Here is a 17,574-nt window from a genome sequence, read left to right on the forward strand (position 1 = left end):
CAGCTCACTACCACCACGCTCCACCACACCACAGAAGGAATTCATGAGACGCGCCAAGATCGTCGCGACGCTAGGCCCAGCTACGTCGAGCTACGAAAACATCAGGGCAATCATCGATGCAGGTGTCGATGTTGCTCGTATGAACCTCAGCCACGGCTCGTACGCCGTGCACGAGGGGGTCTACGCGAACGTCCGCAAGGCAGCAGAGGACTCGGGCCGCGCGGTAGCGGTGATGGTTGACCTGCAGGGCCCCAAGATCCGCCTCGGCAAGTTCGAGGGTGGTCCGTACATGCTCAACGTCGGTGACGTCTTCAAGATCACCACCGAGGACGTCGTCGGCACCCGCGAGCTGTCGGGCACCACCTTCAAGGGCTTGCCGCAGGACGTCAGTCCCGGAGATTTCCTTCTCATCGACGATGGCAAGGTCAAGGTTCAGGTAACGTCCGTGGACGGACCCGTCGTGTCCACGACGGTCATCGTCGCCGGCAACGTCTCCAACAACAAGGGCATCAACCTGCCGGGTGTCGCGGTCAACGTTCCGGCGCTGTCGGAAAAGGACGAGGACGACCTCCGCTGGGGCCTCCGCCTCGGCTGCGACCTCATCGCGCTCTCCTTCGTGCGGGATGCCTCCGACATCACCCGCGTGCACGAGATCATGGCGGAGGAGGGCCGCAAGGTCCCCGTCATCGCCAAGATCGAGAAGCCGCAGGCCGTCGACAACCTCGAAGCGATCATCGATGCGTTTGACTCGATCATGGTCGCCCGCGGCGACCTCGGCGTCGAGCTTCCCCTCGAGGCCGTGCCGATCGTGCAGAAGCGCGCCATCGAGCTTTCGCGCCGCATGGCCAAGCCCGTGATCGTCGCCACGCAGATGCTCGAGTCGATGATCTCGAGCCCGGTACCGACACGTGCCGAGACATCCGACGTCGCCAACGCCGTGTTGGATGGCGCGGACGCTGTCATGCTCTCCGGCGAGACCAGCGTGGGCGAGTACCCCGTCATCACCGTGCAGACCATGGCCCGCATCGTGACATCCACCGAAGAGCACGGGCTCGAGCGCATTCCCGAACTCGGCACCAAGCCGCGCACTCTCGGAGGTGCCATCACCCTGGCTGCCGCCGAGGTGGCAACGTTCGTCGACGCCAAGTACGTCTGCGTCTTCACCGAGTCGGGCGACTCCGCCCGTCGTATGTCGCGCCTGCGTTTCAAGATCCCGATGAAGGCGTTCACGCCCGATGCAGCGATCCGCGACCGCATGGCATTGATCTGGGGCATCGAGTCGTACATCGTTCCCCGCGTGACCCACACGGACGCCATGTACGTCCAGGTCGATGAGGTGCTGCTGCGCGAGGGTCTGGCCGAGGTCGGCGACCGCGTCGTCGTTATCTCCGGTTCCCCTCCCGGAATCTCCGGCGGAACGAACGACCTTCGCGTACACCGCGTCGGAGATTCGAAGAACGCTGCAGCTCCCGTCTGGGAGAGCTAGCACTCCGCATCACGCCAGCCAACGGGCGCCCCATCCACACGGATGAGGCGCCCGTCGGCGGTTAACGACTGGGATCAACCGTCAGGTGCGATTCCGGGCGCAATTGGGGCGCCGAAGGCTTCCGGCACACCGCTGGGGCCGGTGGGGTACACCTCGCACGGCGGGTGGCGCGTGCCCCGGGGCATCCGTCGTCCGCGTACCCCATACGGGGGGTACATTTCGCCTGGGAACGCATATTGCAACGGTTCTCACAAGCCCGCTCTTCGACACTTGTTGAACCGGAGTGCTGCTGCCTACGGTGTGAGCACACGGTTCGCGAGGCGCTTACCCCCTCACGGATCCGTCGCGACACCGTCATCGCCGCCGGGTCGCATACCCATTCAGGACCCCGATACCTGTGAGGACGAGCATCGACCATGCGACGAATTTTTCTCGACGATCCGTACGTTCCGGGCAGCGCCGCGAAGTTGCGACCTGCCTTCCCGACTCCGACTTCGACAGTACTCACTGTGACCGTCGTCATCTGCGCCCACGCGGGCAGCGGGTGGATCGATCTGAACGCCGCAATTGCGTCGGCCGCCCGCCAGCCGGAAGCACGGGAAGTCATCGTGGTCGTCGACCACGACGATGCCCTCCTGCGGCGCACCAGCGAACGGTGGGGGAGTCTCACCACGGTGGTGTCCAATGTGGGCCCTCGTGGCCTTGCAGGGGCACGTAACACCGCTCTGGGCATCGCGAGCGGCGACGTGATCGCCTTCCTGGACGATGACGCAGCTGCGGAGCCCGGATGGCTCGCCCAGATGCTGACGCACTACTCCGACGACAAGGTCGTGGCTGTTGGGGGCAGCGCCCGTCCGGTGTGGCCGACGCCGGTGGCGCCGGTGCGGCTGCCGCCCGAGCTTCTCTGTGCGGTCGGATGCACCTGGGTGTACTCCCCGGCGGAACAGGCGGCTCTCAGCAGCGTCGTCGATTGCTCGGTGAGCTTCCGCCGGAGCGCGCTGATCGCGGTGGGCGGCTTCGCCGATGGGCGTTCCACCAGCACCCTCGTCTCCCGCCGTGCCGATGAACTCGCGGTCTGGTCGCGGTTGCGGGCAAGCGATCCCCGGAGCCAGGTGGTCTTCGAGCCGTCGAGCCGTGTCACCCACCGCGTCGACGGGGACGGAATGCGGTGGTCACGCCTGGCGTCCAGTTTCTTCGCCGTGGGGATGACACGCTCCGCCCTCCTCGATCGCGCGGTCTACGGCGGTGCCCTCCGGTTTGAGGGGAGATTCGTCGCGGTCATGCTGCCACGGGCCATGGGGCGCGAGCTGCTCGCCGGACACCCGACCGCCGCGCTGTCGATCGTGGTCGCGGTTGTGTGCGGCGCTGTCGGTTTCGGCTGGGGAGCCGTACGGCGAATGCGAGCGGATGTCTCGTCCCGGGCCGCCACCGCGGACACCGAACTGCACTCGTCCCGCTCCGCTGGCTGACGGCGTTCCCGACCGCATCCGCCGCGGCGGGAACGCCGCCGCCGGTGGCCAGAAGCCACACGGCACCGCCGAGCGGAATGGACCGCTGGCTTACTTCCAGTGAACGGCCCCGGCAGACCCGGGACAAGGGCTTGCGGGGCTCGCGACATCCGCTCGTCCTACGCCGTGACCGCCGATTACCTGTCGTTACAGATAGATATTTTTGGAGACGCGGCTGGCCGGGCGGTTCGGACATGTCGCGCGTGTGGGCCCAGCAGGGTGGGAGATCCCGCCCGGCGACACCGGCGGGGTCGCCGCCGAAAAGCCATCATGCGATGGCAAAAACGTCGCAATCTCGAGGCATAACGGCCGTTTGCGGGGCGGGCGGGCAAATGTTCCCGTGCAAATTTGCCCGCCGAATGTTGGTGCCGGATGTGGGACTCGAACCCACACGTCCTTTCGAACAAAGCATTTTGAGTGCTCCGCGTCTACCATTCCGCCAATCCGGCTGGCAACAACGTTGAAACAATACCGTAGGGTTGACCCGTGAGTGAGCAAGAGATCCCCCCGTCCGCACCCCGTCGTGTTGTTGTCGCCGAAGACGAGTCACTGATCCGTCTCGACATCGTCGAGACCCTTCGTGACAACGGCTTTGAAGTCGTTGGCGAAGCCGGTGACGGCGAGACCGCGGTGGCACTGGCGACCGAGTTGCGTCCCGACCTGGTCATCATGGATGTCAAGATGCCGCAGCTCGACGGAATTTCCGCGGCCGAGCGTCTGACCAAGAACCACATCGCTCCCGTCGTTCTGCTGACCGCGTTCAGCCAGAAGGAACTGGTCGAGCGCGCGAGCGAGGCGGGCGCCCTCGCGTACGTCGTCAAGCCGTTCACGCCGAACGACCTGCTGCCTGCCATCGAGATCGCCCTCAGCCGCTACGCCCAGATCATCACCCTCGAGGCCGAGGTTGCCGACCTGGTCGAGCGCTTCGAAACCCGCAAGCTCGTCGACCGGGCCAAGGGCCTGCTCAATGAGAAGATGGGACTCACCGAGCCCGAGGCGTTCCGCTGGATCCAGAAGGCGTCCATGGACCGCCGTCTGACAATGCACGACGTCGCGCAGGCGATCATCGAGCAGCTGTCCGCCAAGAAGTAACGCCAGTGGTGTCGGGTCCCGGAGCACTGCAACTCCAGCTCCAGCTGACCTACGAGCTCATTCCCCGGAATGCACCCCTGTTCGCCGAGGAGATCGCCGTGCAGGGGCGCGAGCGGGGCATCAACCTCGACTATTCGGCCGACAGCATCGGCTACTTCGATTCGGTGATCACGTCGCTGCGTGCGCAGTCCGTCACCGTCGAGCAGGTCGCGGAAGTCCTGCTGGGCTTCGGGTGCTACCTGGGCGAAGCGGTCGTGCGCGCCACCGGCGGATCCTGGGTGAGCTCGCTAGGCACACCACTGGAGAAGCTGGCCCCGCTCCCCATGGTCGTGACGTTGCCGTCCGGTGAGGTCTGCGATCCCGCGGGCCGGCCATTCGCCGCCCTCACCAAGGGGTCAAGATCCACGCTCGTCAGCTTCTACGAGGAATACGCGGCGCGCTGAGCCGACACCGCCGGCGTGCCCGGGGATGTGCAGGCTTACTGGTCCTTGAGGAAGTTGGTCATCCGGATCGTCGAGAGCCGACGCCCCGCGTCATCCCGCACCACAATCTCGTGGGTAGCGAGGGTGCGGCCCAGATTGACTGCTGTGCAGGTGGCGGTCACGATGCCGGACGACACCGACCTGCTGTGCGACGCGTTGATCTCGATGCCCACGGCGATGCGTCCGGGACCGGCATGGATAGCGGATGACACGGAGCCGAGTGACTCGCCCAGCACCACGTGAGCCCCGCCGTGCAAAATGCCCACCACCTGCGTGTTGCCCTCGACCGGCATCGTCGCAACGGAGTGGTCAGCAGACAACTCGACGAAGGTGATGCCCATTTTGCGGGCGAGCGCGCCGCCCTCCGTGGAGATGAGACGCTCCACGAGCGACGGGTCAAGATCCTGCGGAAAGGTGGTCATGGGCATCCTCTGTGTGGAGCGTCGCGGCCCACGACCGGGCCACCGGAGTGTCGGCCGCCGCAGCTAGGCTTGGCACTGTGACGGACAACGAAAAGCCTACTCTCATGGTCATTGACGGCCATTCCCTGGCCTTCCGGGCCTTTTACGCACTCCCCGTCGACAGCTTCGTCAACCGCGAGGGACAGCACACGAACGCGATCCACGGGTTCATCGCGATGCTGATCAACCTGCTCTCCAACGAGAAGCCCACGCACCTCGCCGTGGCGTTCGACATCTCGCGCTACTCGTTCCGCACCCGCGAATACCCCGAGTACAAGGGCACCCGCGGTGAGACGCCACCCGAGTTCGTCGGCCAGATTCCGCTGCTCGAAGAGGCCCTCAAAGCCATGAACATCCCGACGATCAGCAAGGAGGACTACGAGGCCGACGACATCCTCGCGACGCTCGCCTCCCAGGGCTCCGCCGACGGCTACAACGTCTACGTGGTCTCCGGCGATCGCGATGCCATCCAGATGATCGACGACAACGTCACCCTGCTCTACCCGAACGCCCGGGGCGTCTCCGAGCTCAAGCGGTACGACCGCGACACCGTGCACGAGCGGTACGGCATCGAGCCGCACCAGTATCCCGATATCGCCGCCCTGGTTGGCGAGACCAGCGACAACCTGATCGGCATCGACAAGGTCGGCGAGAAGACCGCGGTCAAGTGGATCGTGCAGTACGGCAGCCTCGACGAGGTGCTCGCGCACTCCCACGAGATCAAGGGCGTCGTCGGCGAGAAGCTGCGCGAGCAGAGCGACCGCGCGATCCGCAACCGCAAGCTCAACCACCTGCTCACGGACGTAGAACTGCCCTACGGCCCCGGCGACCTCGCCCGTAAGCCCATCAACATTCCCGCCGTGCGCGAGGTGTTCGACAAGCTGCAGTTCCGCACGCTCCTCGAGCGCGTCATCAAGATCGCCGCCGCCGACGGTGCCAGCGGCGCCGAGTGGGCGTCCACCGGCGATGTCATTGAAGCGGATGACACGGAGTCGAGCCTCCAGCTCGACGACGAGGTACCCGTGGTGCGCACCCTCGTCGACGAGGAACTCGCCAAGTGGCTGGCCACCGTCTCCGCCGACGGCACCCTACCCCTCGGGCTTCGCGTCGAGCTCAGTGACGGCGACGTTGTCGGACTCGGCATCGCCAGCGCGACCGAATCGGCCTACGTGCCCTGGACGTCCGGCCGCCCCGATTACACCGCGCTCGAAACGTGGCTCGCGGGCGACTCGCCCAAGTACCTCCATCACTCCAAGCGCGAACTCAAGGCGCTCCGCCAGGCCGGACTACCGATGAACGGCATCGCCTTCGACACCACGCTCGCGGCGTGGCTGCTCAAGCCCGGGGGCAAGGGCGAGGATCTCGCCGCACAGGTCTACTCCTACCTCGGCGAAACGCTCAGCCAAGCCGACCCGAACCAGCTCGTGCCCGACGTGGAGCCACTCAGTCCCGCGACAGAAGCCTGGTATGTGCTGCGCCTCGCTGACTACCTCGCAGAGCGCCTCGATGACGGCTCGCGCCAGGTTCTCGACACCATCGAGCTTCCCCTCGTGCCGGTTCTCGAGGCGATGGAGGCCACAGGCATCTCGGTCAACGCGCAGGTGCTCTCGTCCATCAACACCGAGCTGACCGAGTCCGCCAGCGAACTGGCGAGTCGCGCCTATGCCGAAATCGGGCATGAGGTCAACCTCGGGTCACCCAAGCAGCTGCAGCAGGTGCTGTTCGAAGAACTCGGCATGCCCAAGACGCGTGCCAACAAGACGGGCTTCTCCACCGACGCGGCGTCGCTCGCGGACCTGCAGGATTCGGCGCCCCACCCGTTCCTCGGGCTGCTTCTCCAGCATCGGGATGCCTCGAAGCTCAAGCAGATTATCGAAACCCTTGAACGTGGCATCGCCGCTGACAACCGCATCCACACGACGTACGACCAGACCGGCACAAGCACGGGCCGCATTTCCTCGAACGACCCGAACCTGCAGAACATCCCCGTCAAGACGGAGATCGGGCGGCGCATCCGCTCGTCCTTCGAAAAGGGTCCCCAGTTCAGCACACTGCTGACGGCGGACTACTCGCAGATCGAGATGCGGATCATGGCCCACCTCTCCGGTGACGAGGGGCTCATCGAGGCGTTCAACGGCGGCGAAGACCTGCACCGGTTCGTTGGCGCCCGCATCTTCCACGTGGAGCCCGCCGAGGTCAGCCCGATCATGCGCACAAAGGTCAAGGCAATGTCGTATGGGCTTGCCTACGGCCTCAGCGCGTTCGGGCTGAGCAAGCAACTGCGGATTGACACGGCCGAGGCCAAGCAGCTGATGACCGACTACTTCGCCCGCTTCGGCGCGGTACGCGAGTACCTGCGCAACGTCGTGGAGCAGGCGCGGGTCGACGGCTACACCGAGACAATCTTCGGGCGTCGTCGCCCCTTCGGCGACCTCGCGTCCAAAAACAGGGTGCTGCGGGAAAACGCGGAACGCGCGGCGCTGAACGCTCCCATCCAGGGGTCTGCCGCCGACATCCTCAAGATCGCCATGCTGGGTGTCGACGATGACCTGCGACGCGAGAAGCTTGAGTCGAGGATGCTCATGCAGGTTCACGACGAATTGGTTTTCGAGGTTGCCGACGGGGAGCTCGATCGCCTCACCGAGATCGTGCGCACGCGGATGGGCGGCGCCGCAGACCTGCGGGTGCCGCTGAGCGTGCAGGTCGGCATCGGATCCAACTGGGACCAGGCGGCCCACTGATGGCCGCGCTCAGCTCCGACCGCCTCCGTGACCTGCTGCCGCCGAGTTCGATCGTGTTCGCAGCCACGGCCGTCGACGCGGACGACGCGATCCGCCAGACGGGAGCCGTCCTGGTGTCCGCGAATGCCGTCGCTCCGCACTACGTCGACGCGATGCTCGAGCGTGAGGCATCGGTCTCGACCTTCGTCGGGGATGGCATCGCCATGCCGCACGGCACCCTCACCGCCAAGGACGACGTGGAGGCAGAAGGCCTCGCGCTGATGCTCCTCGCCGATCCGATCGATTGGAACGGCGATGAGGTCTCGATCGTCATTGCGATAGCCGCACGCGGACGGCGGTACATCGCCCTGATCAGCCAGCTCGCCGCGGTGCTCCTCGATGCCGACCGGGCTGCTGCGCTGCGCGCTGCCATCACCGCCGACGACGTGTACGCGGTGTTCGACGCCGCCTGACCGCACGCGGCACGATCGCTCGCGCCACGGTCCCGGCACTCCTGTGCGCGGCGTCCCCGTGGCTCTAGGCTCGGAGCATGACTGCTCCAACCGACGGCACCGCCGCCCGCCAGCCCACCGCCATTGACGCGATCGCCGAGGAGTGGGTCACCACTCTGGCCGATCTCGACCCCGACGTCGCCATCTGGATCGGGCTTCCCGGACGGCTCAGCGAGTACGGCGACCTGTCTCCCGCGGGACACGAGCGCTACCTTTCGGAAGTCACGACGGTCATCGCGAAGCTCGATGCCACCGAGCCCCAGGACGACGTCGACTGGGTGACTAAGACGGACCTGCGCAGCGAACTGTCCCTCACCGTCGAGTCATCCGACGCAGGCCTCTGGAAGCGCGATCTCAACGTCATCGCCTCGCCCGCCCAGGGCATACGTGAGACCTTCGACCTCATGCCGCACGCGACGACCGACGACTGGGAGACGATCGCCGGAAAGCTGGGGAATCTTCCCGGCGCAATCGACGGCTACATCGAGACGCTTCGCCTCGGCGCCAGCGAGGGAGTCACCGCGGCACGCCGCCAGGTCCGCGAGGTCAGCGAGCAGGTGGCAAAGCACGCTGCCGCACAGGGCTTCTTCTTCGAGTTCACCGGCGATGCCGCCCTCGAAGACGGGGGAGACCTGCCGGAAACGCTCAAGGCCGACCTGCGCAGGGGCGCCGAGCAGTCTGCCGCCGCCTACGGAAAACTGGCGGAATTCCTCGCCACCGAACTGGAGCCGCAAGCGACAGAGCAGGACGGTGTCGGACGCGAGCTCTACGAACTGCAGTCGCGCCACTTCCTCGGCGCCAAGATCGACCTGGATGAGACCTACGAGTGGGGCATCGAGGAACTCGCCCGCATGGTCGAGGAACAGGAGGCCGTCGCTCGCGAGATCAAGCCGGGGGCGAGCGTGCTCGAGGCGATTGCATTCCTCGATGGTGACGAGAGTCGCAAGCTTCGTGGGACCGAGGCGCTGCAACAGTGGATGCAGGCCACCAGCGACCAGGCTGTGGAGGAGTTGTCCCGCACGCAGTTCGACATCCCCGACCCGGTGAAACGACTCGAGTGCATGATCGCTCCCACCAAGGAGGGTGGCATCTACTACACGAGTCCAAGTGACGACTTCTCCCGCCCCGGCCGCATGTGGTGGTCGGTGCCCGAAGGAGTCACCGAATTCGACAGCTGGCGCGAGAAGACCACGGTCTACCACGAGGGAGTTCCGGGCCATCACCTCCAGCTCGGCCAGGCCGTCTACAACCGCGCAAAACTGAACACGTGGCGCCGGCAACTCGCCGGTACGTCGGGTCACGCCGAGGGATGGGCCCTGTATGCCGAGCGCCTGATGCAGGACCTCGGATATCTGGATGACCCGGCCGACCGGCTCGGAATGCTCGACGGTCAGCGCATGCGAGCGGCCCGCGTGGTGCTCGACATCGGCGTGCACCTGGGCAAGCCGCTGCCCGACGGCACCGGCACGTGGACCGCGGACTACGCCTTCGACTTCATGGGCCGTAACGTCAACATGAACGATGCCTTCGTGAAGTTCGAGGTCAACCGGTACCTGGGATGGCCGGGACAGGCGCCGTCCTACAAGGTCGGTCAGCGCATCTGGGAGCAGATCCGCGACGAGTACAAGCGTCGCGAAGGGGAAAACTTCAGCATCAAGGACTTCCACAGGAAGGCGCTGGACCTCGGGGGAGTCGGTCTCGACACACTGAAGGCGGCGCTCCTGAAGTGATGCGGATCCGGGCATGTCGTGCTGTTGATCGACACCGCCAGTCACGCTAAGCTTGAGAGTCGCATTTCTGCGACGATCTACTCGTCTGCCATTGGCGAATCATCCGCACCATCTCGTCAGTGGCCCGATTTATGTCCATACTGGAGCACTAACTACATGACAATCGTAACGGCCGCCAAGGCGCCCAAGCAGGTCGCGATCAATGACATCGGATCTGCCGAAGACTTTCTCGCCGCGGTCGAAAAGACTCTGAAGTTCTTCAACGACGGAGACCTCATTGAGGGCATCGTTGTAAAGATCGACCGCGACGAGGTTCTCCTCGACGTTGGTTACAAGACCGAGGGTGTCATCCCCTCTCGCGAACTTTCCATCAAGCATGACGTTGACCCGAGCGAAGTTGTTCAGGTCGGCGACAGCGTTGAGGCCCTCGTTCTCCAGAAGGAGGACAAGGAAGGCCGTCTCATCCTGTCCAAGAAGCGCGCTCAGTACGAGCGTGCATGGGGCGACGTTGAGAAGATCAAGGAAGCCGATGGCGTTGTCACCGGTTCCGTGATCGAGGTCGTCAAGGGTGGACTCATCGTTGACATCGGACTGCGTGGATTCCTTCCCGCGTCGCTCATCGAGCTTCGCCGCGTTCGCGACCTGACGCCGTACCTCGGCCAGGAGATCGAAGCGAAGATCCTCGAGCTCGACAAGAACCGCAACAACGTTGTGCTTTCCCGCCGCGCCCTGCTTGAGCAGACGCAGAGCGAGAGCCGCACCACGTTCCTCAACAACCTCCACAAGGGCCAGGTCCGTAAGGGCGTCGTGTCCTCGATCGTTAACTTCGGTGCGTTCGTTGACCTCGGTGGCGTTGACGGACTCGTCCACGTTTCCGAGCTGTCGTGGAAGCACATCGAGCACGCTTCTGAGGTTGTCGAGGTTGGCCAGGAGGTCACCGTCGAGATCCTCGAGGTCGACCTCGAGCGCGAGCGCGTTTCCCTGTCGCTCAAGGCGACGCAGGAAGACCCGTGGCAGGTATTTGCCCGCACGCACGCAATCGGCCAGGTTGCACCCGGAAAGGTCACGAAGCTCGTCCCCTTCGGCGCGTTTGTTCGCGTTGCAGAGGGCATCGAGGGCCTCGTGCACATCTCCGAGCTGTCGGGCAAGCACGTTGAGCTCGCCGAGCAGGTTGTTTCGGTCGGCGACGAGGTGTTCGTCAAGGTCATCGACATCGACCTCGAGCGTCGTCGTATCTCCCTCTCGCTGAAGCAGGCGAACGAGGGCGTTGACCCCGAGGGCACCGAGTTCGACCCGGCACTCTACGGAATGCTCACCGAGTACGACGCCGAGGGCAACTACAAGTACCCCGAGGGCTTCGACCCGGAAACCAACGAGTGGCGCGAAGGCTTCGAGACCCAGCGCGAGAAGTGGGAGCAGGACTACGCTGCAGCCCAGGCTCGTTGGGAATCGCACAAGAAGCAGGTTGCCGCCGCAGCGCTCGAGGAAGACAGCCCGTCGTCCTCCGCGCCGTCCGGTTCCTCCTTCTCGAGCGAGTCGACCGGAGCCGGCACGCTTGCCGACGACGAGTCGCTTGCTGCTCTTCGCGAGAAGCTGAGCTCCAACAACTAATTGCTGGGTAACTAGCAGTCAGTACCGCTTACGGCCGGTCACCTTCGGGTGGCCGGCCGTTTGCATGCCATCACTAGGCTGAGGTTATGTATCTGATTGGCCTCACCGGCGGCATCGCGTCCGGAAAATCCGTGGTGTCCCGGCGTCTGGGCGAGCGTGGCGCAGTCGTTGTCGATGCCGATCTGCTCGCGCGCGAGGTTGTCGAACCCGGCACTCCCGCTCTGACCCAGATTGCCGACACCTTCGGACCCGCGGTCATCTCCGATGACGGCTCCCTCAATCGTCCCGAGCTCGGCTCCATCATCTTCTCCGACGCCGACAAGCGAGGCGAGTTGAATGCCATCACCCACCCCGCGATCTGGCGTCGCGCCAGGGAATTGTTCGACTCCGCGACATCCACCGATCCCGACGCCGTCGTTGTCTACGACGTTCCGCTGCTGGCCGAAGCCGCCGCCGACCGTCCGATGAGGTTTGATCTCATCGTTGTGGTCGATGCGGATGCCGATACGCGCGTCGAGCGGTTGGTGACACTGCGCGGGATGACCCGGGAAGACGCCACCCGCCGCATCATGTCGCAGGCGCCCGACGCCGAACGCCGTGCTATGGCCGACGTGCTGATCGACAGCAACGGCACACTCGAACGCACGCTCGAGCAGGCGGACGCCCTGTGGGAGCGGGTGAGCGCACGAGCGTAGGCTCGGTGCATGAGTTCTGAGACAAACTACGTTAAGACGGAACAGCATCCCCTCGGTTCGGGTTTCGGTGCACAGAGCACCGCGGACGACGTCATCGCGGGAATCGATCTGACCGGCAAGCTCGCCATCGTCACCGGTGGCTACTCCGGCCTCGGTCTCGAGACTGTGCGCAGTCTCGCGCATGCGGGAGCGACCGTCATCGTTCCCGCCCGGCGTCCCGCCCATGCCGCCGAGGTGCTGCATGCTATCGATTTCTCTCCGGGTACCGCGGAGGTCGCCTGGCTCGACCTCGCGAGCCTCGACAGCGTGCGCGCGTTCGCGTTCGACTTTCTCGACACCGACCGCAGCATCGACATTTTGATTGACAACGCGGCCATCATGGCGGCACCCGAAACCCGCGTAGGAGATGGGTGGGAGGCGCAGTTCGCCACCAACCACCTGGGGCACTACGTGCTGGCCAACCTGTTGTGGCCTGCCCTGGTGCGGGACGGCGGAGCTCGCGTGATCGCCGTCTCGTCGTCGGGCCACAAGCTCAGCGACATTCGGTGGGACGACCCACAGTTCACCGAGGGCTACGAGAAATGGAAGGCGTACGGGCAGGCCAAGACCGCCGATGCGCTGTTTGCCGTTCGTCTCGACGAGCTGGGCGCGCCCTTCGGCGTCCGTGCGTTTGCGGTGCACCCCGGCGGCATCATGACTCCGCTGCAACGCCACCTGTCACGGGAAGAGATGGTTGCGTCCGGATGGATGACCGAGGACGGCGTTGTCAACGAACGGTTCAAGTCGACCACCCAGGGTGCGGCAACCGCGGTGTGGGCGGCGACGTCGCCCCAGCTCGAGGGTAAGGGTGGCGTGTACTGCGAGGACTGCGACATCGCCGAGTTCTCGGTCCCCGACGGTCCGGACGCCCGTGTTCGTGGGGTGGAGACGTATGCCGTGGACAGCGATTCGGCGGAGCGGCTCTGGCAGCTGTCTGCGCGGCTGACAGGTGTCGACGCGTTCTCGCCGCTGTAACACCGCTGTCGAATCCCGCCGGCGTCGCTCGGTTCTCTCTCACAGCGAACAGCCGGGGGGATGTCGGTGGCCGTCCGTAAACTTGCGGTATGGAACCGACACGCTCTGTTCACCCCTTTGAGGTCATCAGCGAATACACACCCAGTGGTGACCAGCCGGCGGCGATCGCAGAGCTCACGCATCGCATCAATGCCGGCGAAACCGACATCGTGCTCTTGGGCGCCACCGGTACCGGTAAGTCGGCGACCACCGCATGGCTCGTCGAGCAGGTGCAGCGTCCCACTCTCGTTCTCGCGCACAACAAGACGCTGGCTGCCCAGCTGGCGAACGAGTTCCGCGAGCTGATGCCCAACAACGCCGTCGAGTACTTCGTGTCCTACTACGACTACTACCAGCCAGAGGCATACGTTCCCCAGACAGACACGTTCATCGAGAAAGACAGCTCGGTCAACGCCGAGGTCGAGAGACTTCGCCACTCCACCACCAACTCGCTGCTCAGTCGGCGCGACGTCATCGTGGTGTCCACGGTGTCGTGCATATACGGCCTCGGCGCCGTCGACGAGTACCTCGAGGCAACCGTCGCGTTGCAGGTGGGCGACCGCATTCCCCGGGAAGCCCTCATTCGCAAGTTCGTCGGGATGCAGTACGACCGCAATGATGTGGACTTCTCGCGCGGCAAGTTCCGCGTCCGGGGGGACACCATCGAGATCATTCCCGTGTACGAAGAGAACGCCATTCGCATCGAGATGTTCGGCGACGAGATCGAAGCCATCTACTCGCTGCACCCGCTCACCGGCGACATCATCACGAAGATGGAGGCGGTGTCGGTCTTCCCGGCGACACACTATGCCGCCAGCCCCGACTCGATGAAGCGCGCCATCGTCACTATCAAAGAAGAGTTGGCGATCCGTCTCGCGGAACTGGAGCGCCAGGGCAAGCTCCTCGAAGCCCAGCGCCTGCGCATGCGCACGACCTTCGACATCGAAATGATGGAGCAGATCGGATTCTGCAACGGCATTGAGAACTACTCGCGGCACATCGACGGCCGCAACCCCGGCGAGGCTCCCACCTGCCTCATCGACTACTTCCCCGAAGACCTGCTCGTCGTCATCGACGAGTCGCACGTGACGGTGCCGCAGATTGGTGCCATGTACGAGGGGGATGCCTCGCGCAAGCGCACGCTCGTCGAACACGGGTTCCGCCTGCCGAGCGCACTCGACAACCGCCCGCTCAAGTGGGAAGAGTTTCTGAACCGCGTGGGCCAGAAGGTGTACCTGTCGGCGACCCCGGGCAAGTACGAGATGGGAATCACCGACTCCGTGGTTGAGCAGATCATCCGCCCGACCGGACTCATCGACCCCGAGATCGTCGTCAAGCCGTCCAAGGGCCAGATCGACGACCTGCTCGAGCAGATCCGCATTCGCGTCGACAAGAACGAGCGCGTCCTGGTGACCACACTGACCAAGAAGATGGCGGAAGAACTCACCGACTTCCTCGGGGAGGCCGGGGTTCGCGTTCGCTACCTGCACTCCGACGTCGACACCCTCCGTCGCGTGGAACTGCTGTCCGAGCTGCGGCAGGGCGTCTACGACGTTCTCGTCGGCATCAACCTGCTGCGGGAGGGTCTCGACCTGCCGGAGGTGTCGTTGGTGGCGATCCTCGATGCGGACAAAGAAGGCTTCCTCCGGTCATCCACGTCCCTCATCCAGACGATCGGTCGCGCGGCCCGCAACGTGTCCGGCGAGGTGCACATGTACGCCGACGTCATGACGCGGTCGATGACGCAGGCGATCGAGGAGACCAACCGTCGCCGCGAAAAGCAGGTGGCGTACAACCTCGAACGCGGGGTCGACCCGCAGCCGCTGCGCAAGAAGATCGCGGACATCACCGACTCCCTCATCCGCGAGGGTGCTGACACCGCCGAACTGCTGGCCGGTCGCGGCAATGGCAAGAAGCGGTCTCCCACGCCCAACCTCCGTCGCGAAGGACTCGCCGCTGCCGGCGGCAACAGCCTTGAGGTCATCATCGCGGACCTCAACGAGCAGATGCTGGCTGCGGCCGGGGAACTCAAGTTCGAGCTCGCCGCGCGACTGCGCGATGAGGTGTCCGATCTGAAGAAGGAACTGCGCCAGATGGAGTCGGCCGGGCACCTGCGCTAGTTCGGCGCGAGTGGCGGGTTTTCAGCCCGCGGGGACGGTGGCCGGGGCAACCGGTACCGTCTCCGGCGGCACCGTTCCGCCGTGAACGGCGAGCATCGCCGTGACGGTGCGACTCCACGGGAACAGGCTCGCGCGCAGCCGCGCGGATGTGCGGCGATTCTCGACAGGGATGTCAAGAAGGCGCTCCACGGCGTCCGCGAACCCGGCGGGCGTCGGATCCGCGAGCTCTCCTGCGCCGTCGGTGAGAAGCTCGGCAAGAGACGACCCCGCGGCGGCCACCACCGGCGTTCCACTGGCGAGGGTTTCGAGTGCGCCGACGCTGAAGGTCTCGGTCGTGCCGAGAGCCAGGGCTACGTCGGCACTCGCCAGCAGGGTCGCCAGTTCCCGGCGATCCTCGACGAACCCGGCGAAACCCACCGGCAACCCGTCGCTCGCGCGTTCGAGCCTCTCGCGGAGGGGTCCGTCACCGACGAAGACCAGGCTCGCCGGGATTCCGCGCCCGATCAGTTCACGCAGGGTGTCGAGCGCCCGTTCGGGTGCCTTCTCGGGCGACAACCGTCCGACGGCGACGAGGAGGACTCCGTCGACGTTCGTGTACGTGTGTCGTTGTTCCGCCGACCATCGCAGGGGAGTGAACACCTCGAGGTCGACTCCGAGGGGAACCTCGGTGACCCTGCCCGGAAGAAGGGTGTCGAACGTGACGGCCGCTGCGGCGGTGGTGCAGACAATCCGGTCGTAGTTGGCGAGTGATGGGCGTGGCCGGTCGGCGTGCGGCGTCGCCATCCGCAGCACCCAGCCGCTCGGCGCCCCGTCGGAGAACATGACCGCGGGAATCCCGTGCCGCCGTGCCCACACGCCGAGCCTTCGCAGGGTGAGCCGGTCTGACACTTCCAGGCGGTCGGGCTGCAGTTCGATCAGTGTCCGGCGCACCGCGTGCTCGACGAGCGCGGCGCCGATGACGGGCAGTGACGGCACGGTGATGCGCGTTCCATACGCGGTTTCCACGCGAGAGTGACGCGATCCAGGCACGATGACCACGAACTCGTGACCTGCCCGTCGATACCCGGCTCCCAGCTGGCGCAGCGTCGTTCGAAGTCCTTCGGAGGGTGGGCCGTAAAAGCCGGCGACGTGCACAATGCGCATTGGTCCATTATCCGTCCGCGCGCGTTCCGTAGAATGCGGTGCCATGTGGATGACCCGAGCCTCCGCCGCACTGTGCGTCGCCGTCATCGCGACCCTCGCGGGCTGCACGGCGTCGCCCCTGCCGTCGCCGGACCCGACGCCCTCCGCGACGGCGCTGCCCGACGGGATCTCCATCTCCCTGTTGCAACAGCGATCCGACTACGGGCCACGGCGGGTGCAGCTGGCCGTGAAGAACGCGTCCGCCGTCGCCGTGGAGGTCACGGACCTCACACTCCGCACCGACTACCTCACCGAGCCGGTCGTCGCACCGGACATGCCGTACACCGTCATGGCCAGCACCACCATCAATTTCCCCGCCGTGCTCACCCCGGCGAACTGTGATGCGACGGCAGCGAATCCGGAGGTCGAGGCGTCGTTCGTCGATGCCGGCGAGAAACACACCGCCCGGGTCATCCCGACCCAGCCCTTCGATTCGCTCGAGGTCGTGCATTCCAGCGACTGCAGCAGGTCCTCGTTCGAACGGGTCGTGCGCATCGTGCCCGGCAGCACCCTACGCACGGAGCGGGCAGCGGATGGCTCAGTGTCCGCGGTCCTGGACGTGCGCCTGGTTCCCACCGGCGCCGCGGGCAGCGTCACCCTCCGCTCGATTGACGGCACGATCCTGCTTGACGTGGCGGCGTCCCCGGACCTACCGCTCACCATGACGGCGGCCTCGAGCGCGCGCACTGTCTCGATCCGGGCAATCCCCACCCGGTGTGACCCGCACGTCGTGGCCGAGGACAAGGTGGGAACCATCCTGCCGTTTCGCGTGAGCACACCGGAGTACCCGGCGGGGGAGTTTGGCCTGCCCGTGTCGACGGCGCTGCGCAACCAGTACCTGTCCTTCGTCGCCGCCGCGTGCGGTTGGTGAGGCAGCGCGACCGCCCGGCCCGCGCAGATTGCGCAGATTGCGCTGACGGCG

The 17,574-nt window shown here is 65.4% G+C and carries 14 protein-coding genes and 1 tRNA gene; 12 read left to right on the forward strand and 3 right to left on the reverse strand.

The genetic code is table 11. The features are described from left to right. Positions 1-43: 43 nt before the first annotated feature. Positions 44-1,486, forward strand: a complete 1,443-nt coding sequence (gene pyk, locus HB677_RS05805) for a pyruvate kinase (RefSeq protein ID WP_213814731.1) — start codon at positions 44-46, stop codon at positions 1,484-1,486. Between the two features lie 416 nt (positions 1,487-1,902). After that, positions 1,903-2,955 (forward strand): glycosyltransferase family 2 protein, encoded by a 1,053-nt coding sequence (locus tag HB677_RS05810; RefSeq protein ID WP_213814732.1) that lies wholly within the window; start codon positions 1,903-1,905, stop codon positions 2,953-2,955. A 402-nt stretch (positions 2,956-3,357) separates the two neighbouring features. On the opposite strand, the gene HB677_RS05815 is transcribed toward HB677_RS05810, so the two are convergent. Next, positions 3,358-3,443: transfer RNA gene (locus tag HB677_RS05815), tRNA-Leu, on the reverse strand. Between the two features lie 37 nt (positions 3,444-3,480). On the opposite strand from HB677_RS05815, the gene HB677_RS05820 reads away from it, so the two are divergent. Together HB677_RS05820 and HB677_RS05825 are read left to right on the forward strand one after the other, a co-directional pair. Then, positions 3,481-4,086: an ANTAR domain-containing response regulator gene (locus tag HB677_RS05820; RefSeq protein WP_213814733.1), complete on the forward strand. Its 606-nt coding sequence runs from the start codon at positions 3,481-3,483 to the stop codon at positions 4,084-4,086. Positions 4,087-4,091: 5 nt separating this feature from the next. Further along, a complete protein-coding gene (locus tag HB677_RS05825) occupies positions 4,092-4,529 on the forward strand; it encodes a hypothetical protein (RefSeq protein ID WP_213814734.1) in 438 nt (145 codons plus the stop codon). Between the two features lie 35 nt (positions 4,530-4,564). Here the strand turns inward: HB677_RS05825 and HB677_RS05830 are convergent, their stop codons facing one another. Continuing rightward, the gene (locus HB677_RS05830) at positions 4,565-4,990 is read right to left on the reverse strand and encodes a hotdog fold thioesterase (RefSeq protein WP_213814735.1); all 426 of its coding nucleotides are present in this window, start codon (positions 4,988-4,990) and stop codon (positions 4,565-4,567) included. Between the two features lie 77 nt (positions 4,991-5,067). On the opposite strand from HB677_RS05830, the gene polA reads away from it, so the two are divergent. The 7 genes from polA (at position 5,068) to uvrB (ending at position 15,470) form a co-directional block, all read left to right on the forward strand. Further along, positions 5,068-7,770, forward strand: coding sequence for a DNA polymerase I (polA, locus tag HB677_RS05835; protein ID WP_213814736.1), 2,703 nt, complete (start codon positions 5,068-5,070; stop codon positions 7,768-7,770). Next, on the forward strand, positions 7,770-8,222 hold the full coding sequence (locus HB677_RS05840) for a PTS sugar transporter subunit IIA (RefSeq protein ID WP_213814737.1): 453 nt from the start codon (positions 7,770-7,772) through the stop codon (positions 8,220-8,222). The genes polA and HB677_RS05840 overlap by 1 nt, the downstream gene beginning before the upstream one ends. Positions 8,223-8,299: 77 nt before the next feature. After that, positions 8,300-9,991, forward strand: coding sequence for a DUF885 domain-containing protein (locus tag HB677_RS05845; protein WP_213814738.1), 1,692 nt, complete (start codon positions 8,300-8,302; stop codon positions 9,989-9,991). Between the two features lie 156 nt (positions 9,992-10,147). Beyond that, positions 10,148-11,602 carry a 30S ribosomal protein S1 gene (gene rpsA / locus HB677_RS05850; RefSeq protein WP_213814739.1) on the forward strand — a complete coding sequence of 485 codons (1,455 nt, stop codon included), beginning with the start codon at positions 10,148-10,150 and terminating at the stop codon, positions 11,600-11,602. 86 nt (positions 11,603-11,688) lie between these two features. Further along, on the forward strand, positions 11,689-12,297 hold the full coding sequence (gene coaE / locus HB677_RS05855) for a dephospho-CoA kinase (protein WP_213814740.1): 609 nt from the start codon (positions 11,689-11,691) through the stop codon (positions 12,295-12,297). A 9-nt stretch (positions 12,298-12,306) separates the two neighbouring features. After that, complete coding sequence (locus HB677_RS05860) at positions 12,307-13,311, forward strand: SDR family NAD(P)-dependent oxidoreductase (protein WP_213814741.1); 1,005 nt, start codon at positions 12,307-12,309, stop codon at positions 13,309-13,311. 89 nt (positions 13,312-13,400) lie between these two features. After that, complete coding sequence (gene uvrB / locus HB677_RS05865) at positions 13,401-15,470, forward strand: excinuclease ABC subunit UvrB (RefSeq protein WP_213814742.1); 2,070 nt, start codon at positions 13,401-13,403, stop codon at positions 15,468-15,470. A 21-nt stretch (positions 15,471-15,491) separates the two neighbouring features. Here uvrB and HB677_RS05870 read toward each other — a convergent pair whose 3' ends face one another. Beyond that, positions 15,492-16,613, reverse strand: coding sequence for a glycosyltransferase (locus tag HB677_RS05870; RefSeq protein WP_213814743.1), 1,122 nt, complete (start codon positions 16,611-16,613; stop codon positions 15,492-15,494). A 49-nt stretch (positions 16,614-16,662) separates the two neighbouring features. Here HB677_RS05870 and HB677_RS05875 point away from each other — a divergent pair, with 49 nt between their 5' ends. Further along, a complete protein-coding gene (locus HB677_RS05875) occupies positions 16,663-17,523 on the forward strand; it encodes a hypothetical protein (protein WP_213814744.1) in 861 nt (286 codons plus the stop codon). The last annotated feature ends 51 nt before the right edge of the window (positions 17,524-17,574 follow it).

Origin of the sequence: Glaciihabitans sp. dw_435 (assembly GCF_018449675.1) — a bacterium.
Lineage (GTDB): Bacteria > Actinomycetota > Actinomycetes > Actinomycetales > Microbacteriaceae > Glaciihabitans.